Source organism: Streptomyces sp. NPDC047525 (assembly GCF_040643025.1).
In the GTDB taxonomy this organism is placed as follows: domain Bacteria; phylum Actinomycetota; class Actinomycetes; order Streptomycetales; family Streptomycetaceae; genus Streptomyces; species Streptomyces durmitorensis.
Window position 1 is genome coordinate 1 of the sequence record NZ_JBEYTL010000029.1, and the last position, 14,939, is coordinate 14,939.

Sequence of the window (14,939 nt, forward strand, 5' to 3'; positions counted from 1 at the left end):
ACGACCACAAGCTGGACCTGCCGCGCCGCATGCAGGTCGAGTTCTCGAAGATCATCCAGACGAAGACCGACAGCGAGGGCGGCGAGGTCACGCCGAAGGCGATCTGGTCGGCCTTCCAGGACGAGTACCTGCCGAATCCGGACGGCCAGGAGGATGCCCGGTGGGGCCGTGTCCAGCTGCGGTCCGGGCAGACCACGACCGACAAGGACGGCCTGGACACGCTGACGGTCGACGCGGTCGTGGACGGCATCGAGACTGTCCTGACCGGCACCGGCAACGGCCCGATCTCGGCGTTCTTCGAAGCGCTGGCCGTGACCGGTGTCGATGCGAGGCTGCTGGACTACCAGGAGCACACGATGAGCGAAGGCGCGCGGGCGCAGGCGGCGTCGTACATCGAGTGCTCCATCGACGGCCAGGTGCTGTGGGGCGTGGGTATCGACGCGAATACGACACGCGCCTCGCTGAAAGCGGCCGTCTCAGCGGTCAACCGGGGCGCACGTCAGGGCGTTTCCGGCTGAGCTCTTCGCTCACTCACCGTCCGGGGCAGCTTGAGCCCGCCGAGTGCGCCGCCGCCGTCCGCCTGTTGACACCATGTGTCGAGGGCGGACTGATCCATCGCTCCCCAGTCCGGGGCTTCCTGTACCAGTGCCTGTCCCAGACTGCGGCCCAGGTCGACCATGGTGCGACCGGCGGTGCTGCGGTCGGCGTCGTACGTTCTCAGGGCGTCAGCCAGAGATCCTGGGTGCGTGGTGAGGGCGGACTCCAAGGCTGTGGCGTCTTGGAGCGCCTTGACGGTGCCGGCGCCGGTGTGAGGGCGGGCGACGGTGGCCGCGTCGCCCATCAGGAGGAGCCGGTCGGTGGTGTACTGCGGTGCGGTGAAGTCGTACAGCGGCTGGATGAAGAGTTCGTCGGGTGCCGTCAGGCCCACCAACTCACGCCAGTAGGGCGGCAGATGGGTGTCGGCGATCTCGGTCAGGTGCGTGTGCAGGGCCTCGGTGACGGTGCCGGGCGGGAGGCTGGTGGGGTCGTTCAGGGCCAGGTCGAGACGCGTGGGCGGGGTGGTGAAGAGAACCCAGTTCACCCGGTGGCCGCCGCCCGCGCCGTCCGGGATGCGGAAGACGGTGAGCTGGCCGCCTGGGAAGACGGCGAAGACGCAGTCCTCGTCGGCCCACGCGGCGGGATCGGTGAGTCGGTCGGCCGGAAAGGCGCCTCTCCAGGCGAGGTAACCGGCGTACTCCGGACGGAGGTCGGGGCAGACGGCTCTACGAACCACCGAACGATAGCCGTCCGCGCCGATGACGAGATCGAAGTGCTCGGCCCGGCCTTCGGATCCGGTGGTCAACTCCGCGCCCTCTGGGGTGATGTCGATGCCGGTGACCATGGTTCCGGGGCGAAACTGCGCCGATTCAGGAACGCGACGGCGCAGTTCGTGCCAGAGCGGCCCCCAGGTGTACGTACGGAAGGGGAAGGGGGTGACAGCAACCTCGCGGCCCAGCGACGAGAGCCCGTCGCGTACGTACCAGCGGCGCCGGGTCAGCTGGACCCAGGGCGTATCCGTACCCAGGTATCCCTGCGAACTGAGCTCCCCGTGGCGGGAATTGTGCATGACCAGGCCGACGCCGCGGTCCGTCGGGCGGTCGACGGCGCGTTCGTACACGACGATCTCGCCGACGCCCCCGCGATGGGCGGCGAGTGCCGCGGCGCACCCCGCGATGCTGCCGCCCACGACGGCGATTCTGATTCCACGTACTCCACGCATCCGGTCTTGCACTCTCTCCGGTCTCGCCTCCTCGCTGAGGGACGCTAGGTCGTGGCCCCCACGGTCTCCCACGCGGTGACACACGCACCGGGCCGGGCTGGATCGTCGACCGAGTGCTGGAAGATCACCGGCTCGCCCTCGCCTGCGCCTCCGTTTGTGCCGGTCAGGACGCGGGTGGTGATGCGGCACGTTTCGAAGGCGTACATCGCGCGACGGAAGACCGCGGTGACGCTGCGCACGGGACGGCCGACAGCGATTCGCGCCACCTCCGGCGGAGTGGTGTCCCGGAGGAAAAGCCGTTCCCTGGACTGGGTCAGGAGTTCCACGAGCTCGCTGTACAGCCACTGATCGGCGACCTCGCAGTGGCTGCGGCACAAGGGAGTCTGCCAACTGACGGGCTCTAGGAGCTCCTTGCCCTCGGGCGGCTTGGCGGCCAGGACCTGGGCTTTGCGATCCGGCCGGTAGATCTCCTCCGGCCGGAAGAGGGCGAACAGGCTCGCGGGCAGAGTGCCGGGGACTCCAGTGAGCGACTGGCTGTCCACGACGGTCAGCAGGCGCAGGTCGGTCCGGATGGTGGCGACCTGCAGCGCGGGGCCGGTGCCCGCCTGGAGACGTGCGTGGATGTCGACGCTCAAACGCAGGTACGTCGCCGAGTCGCTGGCCTCGACACGGGCGGTGACCATCAGCCAGTCGGCATCGCAGAAGCGCAGGTCCGGCAGGTGGGAGTCGAGGCGGACCATGCCGATGACGCACCCGGTGAGATGATCGTGCAGCATCCGGGAGTGGGGCACCAGGTACGCGGCGAACCACTGGGAGAGTGCGCTCATCGACAGGCCGAGCAGAAACCGGGGCCGGAGCTGATCAGGTCCGAACTGGGTCGGGTTGGTGGGGACTTCGAAGGTGATCTCACGGGGCGTGGCCGTCGGCATCGGCACGGTCAGCCTCCCGCGATGGCGGTGAGGAATTCGATGTCGTCGTCCTCGTGCAGGGGAGTGGTCAGGCCGGCGCCGCGGGACAGCTCGCCGTTGATGAAGACCCTGTGGGTGGCCCTCATCCGGCCCTCGCCGTCGCGCAGGATGGGGCGCAGGCGGGGAAACCGGTCTTCGACCTCGGCGATGGCGTCACCCAGGACGGGGGCGTGGCTGATGATGGTGCGCTCGTAGTCGACGAAGCGGAGAAGCAGGCCGGAGAAGCGGAGTGTCGTCATGCGGGGGTGTTGTCCTTTCGGGGTGCTCCGACGTGGCCGGGGCCGTCGGGGTCGGGCCGGGAGGTGGCGGCGAGAGCACCCAGGTTGACCTCGAGGAGGTTCTGGGTGCCCGCGGCTGCCACCAGTCCGGTGAAGTCGCGCAGGCAGATTCCGAAGTAGGGGTCGCCGTAGTAGAAGTGGCCGCCCAGGACCTGGAGCGACTCCTCCACCACGGAGCGGACACAGTCGGTGATGCGGTGTTTGGCCGCGGACACCAGCGGGTCGAAGAAGAGGTCGGCTTCGTCGTCGGTGGCTCGGCGCGCGGCCCGGTAGAGCATCGCCCGGGCGGTCTCCACTGCGATGTACATGCGGCCGAGGGCGGCTTGGACGTTGGGGAGATCGCTGAGCGGCTGGCCGTGCCGGACGGTCGTGCCGAGCCGGGCCGCGCTGAGTTCGACCAGAGCACGTGCCTGGCCGAGGGAAGCGCAGCAGACCGTCAGCCTGCGGGCGTTGAGCAGGTGCTGGGCGTGGCTGATGCCATCGCCGTCCGTCACGATCCGGTCTTGGCTCAGGGGCACGTCCCTCAGGTCGAGCGACGCGGGCCCTGAGGTGCGGTTGCCGACGGGGTCCAGGGTGTTGACGGTGACGCCGGGGTCTTCGCGGTGGACCAGGCAGGCGGCGATGTCCCCGGCCCCGTCGTTCGCGTAGACGAGGAAGACATCGGCAAGGAGGCCGCCGGTCGTGAACGCCTTGTGCCCGGAGAGCAGGTATCCGCTCTGTGAGCGGCGCAGGGTCGTGCGCATGGAGAACGCGTCAGCGTCCTCGCTGTAGGCCAGGGCGATGCCCAGCTCGCCGCGTGCGACGGGGATGACATAGCGGTCGGTCAGGTCCCTTCGGCCCGAGGCGAGCAGCGACTCGGCGATGATCGTGCGGGTGCCCAGGATCAGTGGGAATCCGTTCTCACGGCACAGGTATCCGATCCGTTCCATGGTGAGCGCCGAGGCCAGCGGGTCCATGGCTTCACCGCCGACCGCGCGGGGGAGGGAGAGGGCCTGCAGTCCCAGGGCGGCCGCCTCGGTGAAGTAGTGCTGCGGCACGGGCTCCCCCGCGGCATCACGGGCGTCGGCACCGCGGCTCATGTCTGCCAAGAGGGGGCCCCAGCGGGCGTCGACCTCCCGGGCGGCCTTCTGTTCGGCGGGGGTGGTCGACCACAGGCCCTCAGTCATCGCTCACACCGTTCCAGGTGTCGACGGGCCTGAGTTGTGCCTGAGCCGCTCTGACGGAGGCAGCTTCCGAAGCTCGCCCACATCGTGCTGTGTCTCTGCCGGAACCTCTCCGAGCACGTCCATTACCACCTTCCGCCGTACGCGGGTTTCTGTCTCCAGGCGAATCCCCGAACCACGCGATGCAGAACGGACAATCCGATGCGGAGGTGGTGAACGTGTTGAACACGTCCGCACTGCGTCGGTTCCGCCCGCCGCGTGCTACACCCGGGACTGCCACTGAAGTCGGCAACGATGGAGCACGTCGTGCCGGTCGGCCACGGCCCAGCTCCGCTTCTCGGCGGTCTGTCGCAGCTCGCCGTCGGGTTCGAAGGCGACCGCCCGGCCCACCTTGTCCAGTACGTCGATGTCCGAGGACGAATCTCCCATGGCGAATGAGCTCGCCCAGTCGACGGAGGTCGTCCGGGTGATGTGTTCCAGGATCTTGGACTTGGCGCCGCGCAGAGCGGGAGCACGTTCCACGCGTCCCGTCAGATGACCGCCGGCCTGCGCCAAGGTCATGCCCCAGTAGCGCTTGATGCCCAACTGCCGTGCGGCCGGTCGCAGTACGTTGTCGGGACTGCCCGACAGGAGGCATACGGTCATCTGTTGGGCCTGCAGCCAGGTGACCAAGGGCTTCGCATGGCCGAAGAGGTGGAGGCGCGACTTCTTCCACACCCGGTGAGCCAGCTCGTCCAGCGTCACGGCGCGCAGGCCGGTGACGGCTTGCCCATACGCTTCGTAGAAATCGCTCGCGCACTCGTCGTGGCTGATCACACCTGCCTGGTATCGATGGATCGCGTCGAGCGCGACTTCGGCAGAGGCGGTGTCGCACTCCGCCGTTCTGGCCAGAGCCTTGGCCATGTCCCCGGCGAGAAATCCGTTGAAGAGCGTGCCATCCATGTCCAGAACTGCCAGTTTCACCGTCAAGGAAATGCTCCCGAATCGTGGTGTCGATGTCAGGAGTTCGGTTTCCCGGGCGAATACACGGCATGGGCCGGTGGGGAGTTGAGGGTGTTGAACCTGTTGCGTATCCGATCGGCATCGGACGTGGACGCTCCCGTGCGCCCCGCACGCGTCCGTATGCCTGGATGGGACAGGGGAATATTCTTCCTGAAAACGCCAGGGGCGGCGTTCCAGGCCGGTCCTGCCGTCCGGCGGCAGGGCTTGAGGAGACCATTGGCGAGCAAACGCATTCCCAACGATCGGTTGCGGGCCTTGTTGGCCGAGGCGGAATGGACTTCTGCGAGTTTTGCGCGCGCCGTCAACAGAGCCGGTCGGGAGATCGGCCTGGCACTGTCGTACGACCGGACGTCGGTCGCCCACTGGCTTGCGGGGACGCGTCCACGTCGCCCGGTGCCCCAACTGGTGGCCGAGGTCTTCTCCCGAAGGCTCGGACGGACCATCACCGCTGTCGTGGCGGGCTTTCCCCATGACGGTGGGGAACGGGCCGGGCAGGCCGCTCCTCACAGCCGGGCAGGTGCCATCGCCAATCTGGCCGAGCTCACCAGCACGGACGCCGACGCCGTGCACTCGCGCCCCCTGCAGCAGTCCCCCTACCTGGCGGCTCCGAAAGCCGTGCCCCGCTGGCGCGAGGTGTCGCGGATGGCGGGGGCCGGTACGCGCCCGGCCGGGCCCCGGGCGGGGCAGACGGAAGTCGCCACGCTGAAAGCGGCGGTGCAGACATTCGCGAAGGGGCTGGACCGTCACGGCGGCGGTCATGCCCGCTCCGCTCTCTCGGCTTTCCTCGCCGATGACGTAGTTCCCTGGCTGAACAGACCGGCCAATGCCCAGGTTCATCAGCAACTGCTCACAGAGGCTGCCCATCTGGCCTTCGTACGGGCCCGCCTCTACAGCGACAGCGCATTCCACGGCGCGGCACAGCTCTTCTACGCCGCGGCCCTCCGGCTTGCCAACGAGGCCGGGGACCGCAGCACATGGGCAGTGATCCTGAGAGGGATGAGCAGTCAGTCCCTGGCCCTCAGACATCCCCGGGCCGCACTGGCCCACGCCGAGAACGCCTACGCCGCGCTGCCGGCGAAGACGTCACCCGCGTCCCGGTCGTTCGTTGCGGCTCAGCTCGCCGTCGCGCGCGCAGTCGCGGGCAGGCGCCGCGACGCGCTGTCCGCGCTGGACGAAGCGGGCAGGAGCTGGGAGGAGAACGGTTCGGCCGCCGGGCCGTTCGATGCGTATCCGCGGGCCGCGCTGGAGTTCCAGCGTGCGCAGACGCTGCGCGGGCTCGGCGACGTCAGAGGCGCGATCGAGGCGCTTTCCGTCTCCTCCGAGCACCGTAGGCCCGACGACCGTCGCGGTCACGCGCTCACCCATGCGGCCCGAACCAACCTGTTGCTGCGGTCCGGCCACGTGGAGGAAGCCTGCGGAAGCTGGCGGGCGTTCCTGGAAACCGGGTCGGGACTGCAGTCGACGAGCGCGGACCGTGCAGGGGCCGCACTGCGGCGGGAGTTCCTTCCCTATCGCTCGTACGCCACCGTCGGTGCGCTGCTGGCCAAGCAGCGCAAGAACTAGTGGGGGGGAGGTCGGGAGCCCGGATGAGTGCCGCCCTCGTCGGGCATCACGGCTGGACATGCCGGGCCTCGAACCGACCGCAGCCCAGTTCCAGCTCGAAGGTGACCTGCTGTCCCTCCGAGAGGACCCTCAGGTCGCCGTCGAAGTCTTCACGTTTGACGAAGACGGGCTCTCGCTGGCCGACCGGGACGATGAAGCCGTAGCCACCCTCACGGTTGAAGTACTGCACCAGTCCTTTGCACCTGTTCATCACGCATCCATTTCTGTGGTGAGGAATTGAACTGAAGGGTTGTCGTGCCCACTGATGACCGCTCGCCCGGGATCAACCCCGCAAGGTGAGGAAGTCATCGGCGGTGATCGCCATGCCGCGGCTGAAGGGCGCGTCCATGTCCCAGATGAGAAAGAGCAGGAAGGCGAAGAGCGCGCAGTACAGCACGGCCACGGTCAACTCGCGTGGCGTGCGCCTGATCTGGAGGGCGAAGATCATGCCGATCGACACCAAGGCACCCACGATCAGGCCGAACCAGACCACTGACGGCATGGTGGGCTCCGCGGCTCCGCCCCGGTTGGTGCGGGCCTCATCGGCGAGCGCGATCTGATCAGCCATGGGCGCATACGCCTGGCCCTGCAGCTCGTCGCGTGGTTCGCTCCTGAGGACCGCGGTGCGCACCTGGCCGAAGAGTTGGTCTCCCCGGTCGCTGAGCTGCCCCTTGGCCGACATCTGCGGCCACTCCTTGTGCACGACATACGTGGCGTAGGAGTCGAGGCTCCGCTGAATTGCCTCCTGCCTGGCGGCGGGGAACACTTGGGCTCGCTCGGTGACCTCGTGCAGGGCCTGAACCTCGTTCTGTACGACGGTCTGGGCTTCCCCGCGCGCCTCCCAGGCCCCCGCGATGGCCAGGCCGAGAACGATGGCGTACACCACCCCGATCATCATCGTCATGTACTCGATGACATCCGGCGTCTGTGAGGGGTCGTCATCGGCTCTCACCCGCCGCTGGACGAGCCCGGTGATGACGTAGATGACTGCGCCGGCGGCGGCCATGGCGATGACCAGCCTGAGCCAGTACGGCATGTCTGTCTCCAACTCTGTGCGGTAACGGGGAACGTCGGGTCAGCTGCGGCCGCGGCCGGAGCCTCGTGCGAGTGCGGCAGCGGCGAGGACCGCGGGCACCACGAGCAGCAGTGCCGTCGCGGTGAGAGGCGGACCGCCGGTCTTCTTCTCCGGCCGTACGCCGTCGTAGGCGCGCGGGACGGAGGGCTTGGGGGAGGGCTTGGGGGAGGGGGAGGCAGGGGGCGGCGGCTTGGCCGCCGGGGTGTCGCGTTGTGGCGGTGGCGCCGGGGCCGGGGCCGGCGCGGGAGGTTCGGGTGAAGGCCTGACCGGCGGCTTCGGCGGTGCGGGTTTTGGCGGAGGGGGTGGTGCGGGGGTGGCCGGCGGGGGAGTCGGGGCGGTCGACCGGCAGGCTCGGCGTACCGCTTCACCCACGTCGTGGTCGCGGGCGGCTTGGCCCAGCCCTTCAAGGTCCAGGTCGGTCCCGGCGCGGGCACAGGCGTCGGTGCTCGGCCGAGCCTGTGCCACGGGTGCCTGCACGGCGATCCAGCACACAGCGGTACAGACCAGAGCCGCGAGCGCGGATCGTGTGCGTACGAGGTGCTTGGGTCGCGCATCGATGGAGAGCGGGGGCTCGCGACCGGCTTCCCCTCGGTGCGTTCCGGTTCCGGGCAGCGCGAATGGCCCATTCATGCGTTCTCCTTGATCGTCAGCCGGTCACGAACTCCGTGAGCCTGTGCCGACTGTCTCGGACGCCTCGCGCGGGGAGGGGACGGCACGAACTGCGGCCGGTACGGCGAGGCCGTCCCCTCGGCGCGGGTGATTGCGTTCCGGATCCGGGTCCCTCAGGCGCGCGGCTGTGCTTGCGCTGTGCCGGCCGGCCGGCGGGCCTTGGCCGCCCCGGATGTCCTGCCGGTCTTGTCGGACCCGTTGCCCGAGCGGGTCGACTTCTGCCGCGGAACCGTCTCGGTCACCTGCTGAAGGAGTTCCGCGATCTCGCTGTGGCCCTCGCGCTCCGCGTCCCGCTGCGGAGTGCCGCCCCATCGGTCGACGGGTGCGGGGTCGACCTCATGCGTCAGAAGCAGCCGAGCCGCTTCGGTCCGCCCTTCGGAGGCCGCCAGGTGCAGTGCCGTTCGGCCGTCGTAGTCGGCTGCTCCGAGGTCGGTGCCGGAAGCGGCGAGTCGGCGTACCTCGTCCAGATCACCCTGGCCCGCCGCCCAGCACAGTGCGACGACGCTCTCCACCGAACTCTGGTTGCGGCGCTTGCGCGGGTCCTTGCGCGTGGCCTGGGTCTCCACCGCGGCGTGCGGGTGCACCTGGTACGTCTCGACGAGTTTGCGGCAGAACTCGATGCCGCGGACCGTGTTGCCCAGTTCATCGAGCCGGGGCGACCAGACACAGATCCCCATGAGCTGCGGGACCACGACCATCAGTGCGCCGGACACGCCGCTCTTGGCGGGCAGGCCGATGGTGAAGGCGAACTCGCCGGAGAAGTCGTACATGCCGCAGGACGTCATCAGGGAGAGACAGTGCTGGACCGTCTGCTCGCTGAACACACGGTCGCCGGTGAGCGGGCAGACTCCGCCGTTCGCGAGCGTGCCCGCGACGATGCCCAGCATCTGGGCGTCGAGCTCGATGGAGCAGCACTGGAAGTAGAACTCCAGTGTCTCCTTGAGGTCGGTGCTTTCGGGAAACGCCTTGCTCTCGCGCATCGAGTAGCCCAGTGCGAAGTTGCGGTCCGCGGTGGCGCGTTCGGAGAGGTAGACCGCGTTGTTGAAGCCGGGGCGACGACCGCCGGAGAGCCGCTGCCAGGTCTGTGCGACATGGTCGAACCGATCGGCCAGCGACTCTTCGGGACGGATCAGCGCGCAGCTCATGATGGCGCCCGCGTTGATCATCGGGTTGTGCGGACGCCCGGTCCGGTTCAGGGTCAGTTCGTTGAAGCTCTGGCCGCTCGGTTCGCGCCCCACATGCTGGTGCGTGGGCTCGACTCCGTGCTCTTCGAGGGCCAGGCAGTAGCTGATGGTCTTGGAGACCGACTGCACGCAGAACGGGACTGCGCTGTCACCGATCGAATGGCGCTGACCGTCCACCGTGCACACGGAGATGGCGAACTGTTCGGGATCCACCCGCGCCAGCTGCGGGATGTAGCCCGCGACCTCGCCGGAGCGGGTCGGCAGGATCTCCCGGTGCATCCGGTCGAGGTCGGCGGTGAGGCCTTCGAAATCCGGGACCGCGAGGGATCCGCGCATCGCGCGCTGGATGAGCCCGCTGTGCTCCTTGACGAGGGAGACGAATTCGTCGAATCCCATCTCCCGTTCGTTCTCGCCGTCTTCGGTCGCCGCCAGGATTCCTTCGAGCCGGGGGTCGTCCTCCCGGATTCCCATCACCGCGAGATGGGTGAGCAGTTCGTTCCGCGAGAGAGTCCCGCTCTTGTCGTCGTCGAACGCGTCAAAAATGGCCCGGTAGGCCGAGGTGTACGCATCCTCATCGGTGGATTTTCCCTTGCTGTTCTCGGAGGCCTGTTCTTCGTGGGTGCTCGCCTGCATGCTGTTTTCCCTTTCCTTGGATCAGTCGGGTGGTCGACCCTTCACTGTTCGGCTGACCTCAATTACCCGAAGCATGCGCATTGCTGCCGCCATGTGGGTGACGCGCACTGAGGAGAGAATCCTCTTGGGGGCGTACGGCGGCGCTTTCTACGGCTCGAAATAACCCGATTCAACAGTCTCAACAAACCTGTGCCCGAGGGCGGAGGTCGGCTGCATTCTTTGGGGAACCGTGAATGGGTCAGTTCCTGCGGCGAGGGTCAGTCGATTGGTGCGGCAGTGTGCTCAGGGCGAGACGTTCGGCGTCGTCCAGCGCGCGCCGGGCCTTCGTGAACCGTTCCCGGACACTGACCGGATCCACCTCGGTCGCGGGATGCTTCGTGTACCGATGAGCTTCCTGTGGGCGGCTTGCGCCGGCGCCACCGTCTCTCGCGTCGTCCGACCGGGAGGATGTCGCGTCGGCCTCCGCGCCGCGCGCCTGCTCCAGCGAGTTGATGACCACGCCGATCAGCAAGTTCACCAGCATGAAGGAGCTGAGCAGGACGTAGGAGGCGTAGTACGCGAAGGACCAGGGAGAGATTTCCAGCCCCGCGCGGACCGCCTCTCCGAGGCCGTCGAGCGTCATGAGGATGAACAGGGTGAGTGCCGCCCGCCCGATCGATCCGTAGTGCGTCGGGTCGTCGTCGGCGAACCACATCCAGCCCACCATCGCGTACACGTAGAGCACCAGAAGCCCGACGGCGAGGAAGCTGGCGGCCCCGCCCGCGCTCTTCACCAACGCGGTCATGATGATGCGCATTTGAGGCAGGAAGCGCGCCGCCCGCAGGATCCTGAGCAACCGGAGCATGCGCAACAAAGTGGTGTTGTCGCCCAGACCCGGCAGGAATGCGCACAGGATGACCGCGGCGTCGAAGATGTTCCACGGCTCCCGGAAGAACTGCTTGGGGCAGTCGAGGTGGGAGAGCGCCCGCAGAGTGATCTCGGCCGTGAAGACGGCGAGGAAGACGAGTTCCGCCAGGCGGAGTTGAGTATGCCATCGCTCGGTGAGTCCGGCATATGTCTCCATGCCGAGGAGTCCGGCATTCGCGAGAATGGCTGACATCGCCGCGGTGGAGAAGAGGCTTGACTCGGTCATGCTGCGGGAGCGTCGGGCGATCGCCTGTCGCCGTGTCGCGCTCATTCCAAAGTTGGGATTCATCGGTCCACCCGTCTAACACCCAGTCGAAAGCGGAGATCCTATGTACATGTGTCCGAGTTGCATCGATCCACACCCGCATGTCCATTCATCTCGCCGTGCGGGCGGGTGTCATGGATGCTTTTTTGTGCGCCGAAGCGCGCCGGGTGAATTCATGCCGCTCGCACACAGGCGCATGGTCGTACAAGCCCGTTGGCGATGAGCGGATTGGCGAGCGGGACGGCGAAGGAGCCGATAGCCCTCAGGGGTCGCCTATCGGCCTGGCCGGGTCAGTCAGTGGCCCGTTTGGCCCGGCTGTCGACGACGTCGAGGACGGGGTAGGGCCGGGGATAGCGGGCTCCAAGTCCGTAGGACTGGGCGATCCGGTCCGCGAACGCCGCGGCGATGCGCACCTCTCCGTTGGGGTTGGGGTGAGTGCCGTCCCAGGTGTGCTCGGCGGCGCGGAACTCGGCCGCGGTGTCGGCGACGTGGACGCCCTCTTCGGAAGCCACCGTTCGGATCTGTTCGTTGGTGGCGTCGACCAGCGCGGCGAACTCCGGCTCGTCCACGGCCTTCTGGGTCTCGAGGACAGTGCCGACGACGATGCGGATCTGAGGTGCCGCACGTCGGGCGTTCACGATGAACTCCCTTAGGTTGTCGGCGAACTGGGCCGGCTGGACGCCGTACCAGAAGAGGTCGTTGATGCCGAGCAGCGTGAGCAGGTACGCGGGCTCGTACTCGGCGACCTTGGCGTGGATCTCCTCCTTCTCGGTGACGTAGGGCCGCCCCCACTGGGCGTCGTGATCCCGGTCGAACTCGGGGTCGGCATAGGTGTCGTCGTCATCCCCGACCTCAGTCGTGCGGATGTTGTCGAGAGTGGCCTTGGGGCCGACGAGGTCCACGCTGACGTCGTGGTTCTTCAGGTGCTTCCAGAAGAAGTAGCGCCAGGTCCAGTCGCCGCTGCTGCCGTGGCTGATGGAATCGCCGACGATCATGATGGGGAGGTCACCCTCCGGCGGCTTCTTCATGTTGTTTCCTTTCGGGTCGCGGGCACTGGCTGCCAGCCGTGCCCGGGGATGTATTGGCGGATGACGCGAGCCGGCACGCCGGCGACGACGCAGTGGTCGGGGAAGGTGCCACGGACGACCGCGCCACCCGCGACCACGACGTTGCGCCCCAGCCGGGTGCCGGGCAGGACGATCGAGCCGGTGCCCAGCCAGCAGCCGTCACCGATGGCCACGGGGTTGTTGGCCGGTTGCTGAATGCCGATCGGTCTGCCGGGGTCGTCGAAGGTGTGGTTCTGATCGGTGATGTACGCGTACGGGGCGATGTACACGTCGTCTCCGATCCACACGGAGCGATGGCCCACGATGTGGGAGCCGCGGCCGATGGAGCACCGTCGGCCGATCTCGACGACGGGGTCGGGCCCCAGATCCTGGCCGGGCACGAACCCGGCCGAGATGCTGACCGCGACCCCCACCAAGGTGTGATCGCCGATCACGATGCACTGCTCACCGAAGATCGCCCCTGGCGGGAAGGCGAGGCACGCCCCGTCCCCCAGGTGTGCGAACCGGAACCGCGCGGGCCGGGAGGGGGTGACGCGGCCCAACTCCCCGGCCGTCGCCCACAGGTACTGAACGGCACCACAGGCAGACCGGTGCAGCCACTCCGTGATTCTTTTACGGAAATACTGTGACATATACTGCTACTGCCCGTTCCCTGGGGAACATGCAGTCGTGCCCTGCAAACGCCCCGGACGAGGGATGAACAGCCCGGTCAATTCGAATGAAGGGCCATGGTGGGAACGGATGTTCCGCTCAGGGGTCCGCAGCTGTCAGGAGAGCGAACCCGGGGTGTTGAGCAGAGCCTTCACCGTCGGCTGTGAGCGGTAGGGGAGGAACGCCCGCTGAAGCGATCGCCCCGCGCGGTTGACCCTGGCGGACTGCAGCCCGGTACCGGCCCGGTTGAAGGCCAGCCAGTTCGCACCGGCTTCCTCGACATGACCGGCGCGCAGCAGCAGGTGCACGCGAACGGCACAGGTCAGGGCATGGCCTCGACGGTCGTCGGGGCTGCGGTGTGCCAGGGAGGCCGTCAAAGCCTTCGAGGCGCCCCCGATGTCACCGAGGCTTCGCAGCGTCTGTGCTCGCTGGAATTCCAGGGCCGCCCGGGGATACGCAGTGAAGGGAGAAGGCTCCGAGTCCGCCTGGTCGGTGGCCCGTTCGGCATCGGCGAGCGCCGCCAACGCCCCGCTCTGGTCGTTGGTCATCGCCCGGACCACCGCCAGTTGGGCGGTGACGAAGGAGCGTACGGCCGGGGGCGCCTCCGGAGGAAGCGACGCCAGTGCCCCCTCGCCATGGTTCAGGGCGATACGGCGGTGGTTCAGTGTCGCGGCCTGACTGCTCAGCGCGCGAAGGGCCATGGCCCAAGTGACGCGGTCCTCGGCTTCGTTCGCCAGGCGCATCGCGCCGGCGAAGTAGCGCTGGGCAAGTCCCTGCATGCCGCAGTCCTCGTACTGCCGTGCCAGGACGAACACCAGGTGCGCCGATTCCTTGCGCAGTTGCCGGCCCGCCTGGGTGTTCGCCGAGTGATGGAGCCAAGGCACCACATCGTCGGCGAGATACGCGCACAGGGCGGAGCGTGCGTGCCCTCCTCCGTGGCGGTCGAGGCCGGATGCGAAAGACTCCACGGCGCCACGCACAGTGGCCACTTCGGTCTTGCCGACTCTCGACGTGCGGGTCCCGCGTATGCCGGGCGTCCTGTCGGTGGGGCCTGCTGCCGAGGGCTTCACCGGATGCCACGGTGCCAGGGGCAGCTCCACCTCGTACGGAGAGCGCTGCAAAGACACGCGGTGCAGGGGATCGGTGTCGGAGCAGACCAGAGCCGTGAGTTGGTGGACGGCGTCGGCGTCCCTCGGTGCTCCGGGTTCCGCTCCGGCCGTTTCCGTGTCGGGCGCCGTGAATCCCGCGGCGGAAGGCGTGATGGCACGCCCGAGGCGGCGGGAGAACGCCTCGGCCACCAGCTGGGGAATCCGGCGTCGAGGCTGTGTGCCGGAGAGCCAGTGGGAGACCGAGGTCCGGTCGTAGGAGAGCCCCAGCCCGACCTCGGCGCCGGCGATGTTGACCGCGCGGGCGAGGGCGGCCGACGTCCACTCCGCCTCGGCGAGGAGGGCACGCAGTCGTTCATTGTGGCCTTTCCTGTCCGTCATCATGCTCCTGAACTCTTGCCGTTGCCGACGCAGGCCGCTGTCACCGGTCTTCTGGGTGCATTTCCTTCGCGGCACTGCCACGGCTCTGCTTTTCTCCTCCCCCTGCGAAGGGCGGAATAACTCGGAAATGTGTCGTTTCTGTTCATTCAACACGCTCGACAATGTGGGCGTGGTGTATGTCAATAAGGCGGATTTCCAAGGGAATTAGAGGGCCTTCTTCAGGTGCGGTC

Annotated in this window: 15 protein-coding genes; 2 read left to right on the forward strand and 13 right to left on the reverse strand. The window is 67.9% G+C overall.

All coding sequences use genetic code 11. The features are described 5' to 3' along the window. The coding region (locus ABZ833_RS43145) for an alpha-isopropylmalate synthase regulatory domain-containing protein (protein ID WP_361058959.1) at positions 1-518 on the forward strand (518 nt) is incomplete at its 5' end. Here the strand turns inward: ABZ833_RS43145 and ABZ833_RS43150 are convergent. From ABZ833_RS43150 to ABZ833_RS43170, 5 genes are all read right to left on the reverse strand, one after another. After that, positions 500-1,726 carry an FAD-dependent monooxygenase gene (locus ABZ833_RS43150; protein ID WP_361058961.1) on the reverse strand — a complete coding sequence of 409 codons (1,227 nt, stop codon included), beginning with the start codon at positions 1,724-1,726 and terminating at the stop codon, positions 500-502. The genes ABZ833_RS43145 and ABZ833_RS43150 overlap by 19 nt on opposite strands. Before the next feature lie 77 nt (positions 1,727-1,803). Further along, positions 1,804-2,694, reverse strand: coding sequence for a hypothetical protein (locus tag ABZ833_RS43155; protein WP_361058963.1), 891 nt, complete (start codon positions 2,692-2,694; stop codon positions 1,804-1,806). A 2-nt stretch (positions 2,695-2,696) separates the two neighbouring features. Continuing rightward, a complete protein-coding gene (locus ABZ833_RS43160) occupies positions 2,697-2,966 on the reverse strand; it encodes a MoaD/ThiS family protein (RefSeq protein WP_249592428.1) in 270 nt (89 codons plus the stop codon). Next, positions 2,963-4,171 carry an acyl-CoA dehydrogenase family protein gene (locus ABZ833_RS43165; RefSeq protein WP_361058965.1) on the reverse strand — a complete coding sequence of 403 codons (1,209 nt, stop codon included), beginning with the start codon at positions 4,169-4,171 and terminating at the stop codon, positions 2,963-2,965. The genes ABZ833_RS43160 and ABZ833_RS43165 overlap by 4 nt, the downstream gene beginning before the upstream one ends. Before the next feature lie 258 nt (positions 4,172-4,429). After that, positions 4,430-5,131 carry an HAD-IB family phosphatase gene (locus ABZ833_RS43170; protein WP_361059069.1) on the reverse strand — a complete coding sequence of 234 codons (702 nt, stop codon included), beginning with the start codon at positions 5,129-5,131 and terminating at the stop codon, positions 4,430-4,432. Positions 5,132-5,386: 255 nt separating this feature from the next. Between ABZ833_RS43170 and ABZ833_RS43175 the strand changes: the two genes are divergently transcribed. Continuing rightward, positions 5,387-6,733 carry a hypothetical protein gene (locus ABZ833_RS43175; RefSeq protein WP_361058967.1) on the forward strand — a complete coding sequence of 449 codons (1,347 nt, stop codon included), beginning with the start codon at positions 5,387-5,389 and terminating at the stop codon, positions 6,731-6,733. Positions 6,734-6,779: 46 nt separating this feature from the next. Here ABZ833_RS43175 and ABZ833_RS43180 read toward each other — a convergent pair whose 3' ends face one another. From ABZ833_RS43180 to ABZ833_RS43215, 8 genes are all read right to left on the reverse strand, one after another. Further along, positions 6,780-6,983 carry a cold shock domain-containing protein gene (locus ABZ833_RS43180; protein ID WP_249592432.1) on the reverse strand — a complete coding sequence of 68 codons (204 nt, stop codon included), beginning with the start codon at positions 6,981-6,983 and terminating at the stop codon, positions 6,780-6,782. Between the two features lie 72 nt (positions 6,984-7,055). Next, complete coding sequence (locus ABZ833_RS43185; protein WP_249592433.1) at positions 7,056-7,808, reverse strand: DUF4239 domain-containing protein; 753 nt, start codon at positions 7,806-7,808, stop codon at positions 7,056-7,058. A gap of 39 nt (positions 7,809-7,847) precedes the next feature. Next, positions 7,848-8,477 (reverse strand): hypothetical protein, encoded by a 630-nt coding sequence (locus ABZ833_RS43190; RefSeq protein ID WP_361058970.1) that lies wholly within the window; start codon positions 8,475-8,477, stop codon positions 7,848-7,850. Between the two features lie 152 nt (positions 8,478-8,629). Further along, positions 8,630-10,333: a glutaminase A gene (glsA, locus tag ABZ833_RS43195; protein WP_361058972.1), complete on the reverse strand. Its 1,704-nt coding sequence runs from the start codon at positions 10,331-10,333 to the stop codon at positions 8,630-8,632. Between the two features lie 238 nt (positions 10,334-10,571). Next, positions 10,572-11,465, reverse strand: a complete 894-nt coding sequence (locus tag ABZ833_RS43200) for an ion transporter (RefSeq protein ID WP_361058974.1) — start codon at positions 11,463-11,465, stop codon at positions 10,572-10,574. 329 nt (positions 11,466-11,794) lie between these two features. Further along, entirely contained in the window at positions 11,795-12,532 is a 738-nt protein-coding gene (locus ABZ833_RS43205; protein ID WP_361058976.1) for a GDSL-type esterase/lipase family protein, read from the reverse strand. After that, positions 12,529-13,203, reverse strand: coding sequence for a DapH/DapD/GlmU-related protein (locus ABZ833_RS43210; RefSeq protein WP_361058978.1), 675 nt, complete (start codon positions 13,201-13,203; stop codon positions 12,529-12,531). Before ABZ833_RS43210 ends, ABZ833_RS43205 begins: the two co-directional genes overlap by 4 nt. A 135-nt stretch (positions 13,204-13,338) precedes the next feature. After that, complete coding sequence (locus ABZ833_RS43215; protein WP_361058979.1) at positions 13,339-14,712, reverse strand: hypothetical protein; 1,374 nt, start codon at positions 14,710-14,712, stop codon at positions 13,339-13,341. Between the last annotated feature and the right edge of the window lie 227 nt (positions 14,713-14,939).

Coding starts and splice junctions, on each gene's coding strand:
- ABZ833_RS43160 (WP_249592428.1), bottom strand. CDS start 2,966: ATGACGACACTCCGCTTCTCCGGCCTGCTTCTCCGCTTCGTCGACTAC.
- ABZ833_RS43165 (WP_361058965.1), bottom strand. CDS start 4,171: ATGACTGAGGGCCTGTGGTCGACCACCCCCGCCGAACAGAAGGCCGCC.
- ABZ833_RS43180 (WP_249592432.1), bottom strand. CDS start 6,983: ATGAACAGGTGCAAAGGACTGGTGCAGTACTTCAACCGTGAGGGTGGC.
- ABZ833_RS43185 (WP_249592433.1), bottom strand. CDS start 7,808: ATGCCGTACTGGCTCAGGCTGGTCATCGCCATGGCCGCCGCCGGCGCA.
- ABZ833_RS43190 (WP_361058970.1), bottom strand. CDS start 8,477: ATGAATGGGCCATTCGCGCTGCCCGGAACCGGAACGCACCGAGGGGAA.
- glsA (WP_361058972.1), bottom strand. CDS start 10,333: ATGCAGGCGAGCACCCACGAAGAACAGGCCTCCGAGAACAGCAAGGGA.
- ABZ833_RS43200 (WP_361058974.1), bottom strand. CDS start 11,465: ATGACCGAGTCAAGCCTCTTCTCCACCGCGGCGATGTCAGCCATTCTC.
- ABZ833_RS43205 (WP_361058976.1), bottom strand. CDS start 12,532: ATGAAGAAGCCGCCGGAGGGTGACCTCCCCATCATGATCGTCGGCGAT.
- ABZ833_RS43210 (WP_361058978.1), bottom strand. CDS start 13,203: ATGTCACAGTATTTCCGTAAAAGAATCACGGAGTGGCTGCACCGGTCT.
- ABZ833_RS43215 (WP_361058979.1), bottom strand. CDS start 14,712: ATGATGACGGACAGGAAAGGCCACAATGAACGACTGCGTGCCCTCCTC.